1 protein-coding gene and 1 pseudogene are annotated in these 1,387 nt (G+C 69.6%); both read right to left on the reverse strand.

Going from position 1 to position 1,387, the window contains the following annotated elements; all coding sequences use genetic code 11:
• Positions 1 to 206: 206 nt before the first annotated feature.
• Entirely contained in the window at positions 207 to 593 is a 387-nt protein-coding gene (locus EOA33_RS35800) for an RNA-binding S4 domain-containing protein (protein ID WP_126057903.1), read from the reverse strand.
• 12 nt (positions 594 to 605) lie between these two features.
• Positions 606 to 1,387 (reverse strand): annotated as a pseudogene (locus EOA33_RS35805) (helicase); the annotation flags it as partial.

Consider the following 1,387-nt stretch of genomic DNA (forward strand, 5'->3'; position numbering starts at 1 on the left):
CCTCGATGCAGTCCATGTATTTGCATTTTATGCAATTGTCGGTCACGACATAGGTCATCGCAGGCTCCGGGACGTCCCATTTCTGCTGGGTTTTTTGGTGAGGTAACGCCTTTGCCGGTCGCTGGCAAGGGCGGCCATTCCTGACGGTGCCGTCGCGCCCGGAATGGAGTTGCAGAACCTCGATGCGGTTGAGATCGTTCCCGCCCTCAATCCTCGCCGAGCAGCCGGTCGGTTTCCCGCCTTTCTTTCTTGGTCGGGCGGCCGCTGCCGGCCTCGCGTAAAGCCGGAAGAGCGTCCGGAACGGCCTCGTCCTTCGGCGTGGGTTGCGGCGACATATCCTCATAGAGCAGGCGTGCCTCCTCGGCGGGGCCGCGCCTGGCGCCGGCGCCGAGCACTTTCCAGACCAGGATGCGCCGGTCCAGCGTGATGGTCAGCACGTCGCCGGGCCGGACAATGTCGGAGGCCTGCGCTGCTTTGTCGCGATTGATGCGCACGCGGCCAGCGACCACGAGCTTCGCCGCCAGCGAGCGCGATTTCACCGCGCGCGAGAAGAACAGCCATTTGTCGATGCGCTGGCGGGCATCGGTGACCATCGGACCCGCGGGCTACTTCTTCAGCTGGTCGCGCAAGGCGGCGAGCTTGGCGAAGGGCGAGTCCGGGTCGAAGCGCGCCGGCCGTTCGTCGCGCGGCTTGGCCTGGAAGGCAGGCTTGCCGGCTTGCGCGCCGCCCTTGCCATCCTGCCGGCCGCCTTTCCAGTCGGGCCTGCCGTCGCGGCGGTCGGGACGCTCGCCTTGCGGCCTGCCTTCGCGCCGCTCGCCAGCCTCGCCTGGCGGCCTCGGCTTGAACTTGGAGCGGTCGAAGCGCGGCTTGCCGGCACCGTCGCGCTGGTCGCGGCGCCCGTCATTCGGGCGTCCGCCCGGCTGGCCGGCCGCTTCGCCAGTTGCGTCGGACCGGCCGCCCTGCGCGGCCGGTCCGTTGCGCGGGCGATTGTCGCGGCGGTTGTCGTGCCGGTGGCGTGGGCGCTGCTCGAAACGACCCTGACGCCACAACAGGATAGGCTTCGGCTCCTCGGCCTCGGATGCCGTCTCGCCGGCTTCCGCAGTCGCGGCAGGCTGGGTGGACCCGTCGGCCGCCGCCGGCGAGTCCTCGGCCACCGGCTCTCCCGCTACGACGTCGACTTCCGCAGTCTGGGCTTCTGCCTCCGCCTCGGCTGCCGGAGCAGCGTCAGCTGGTTCTTCGGCGACGGCTTCCACCACCACCGGGGCCTCGTGCGTGGCTTGGGCTGGAGCCTCAAGCGGCTCTTCAGCGACCAGTCCGGTGACGGGTTCGGCCGAAACGTCGACCGTGGCTTCCGGCGCGACAGCGGCGTCCGGCCCAGGTCCAGAAC

Source organism: Mesorhizobium sp. M4A.F.Ca.ET.050.02.1.1, from assembly GCF_003997725.1.
Taxonomy (GTDB): Bacteria; Pseudomonadota; Alphaproteobacteria; order Rhizobiales; family Rhizobiaceae; genus Mesorhizobium.

Coding starts and splice junctions, on each gene's coding strand:
- EOA33_RS35800 (WP_126057903.1), bottom strand. CDS start 593: ATGGTCACCGATGCCCGCCAGCGCATCGACAAATGGCTGTTCTTCTCG.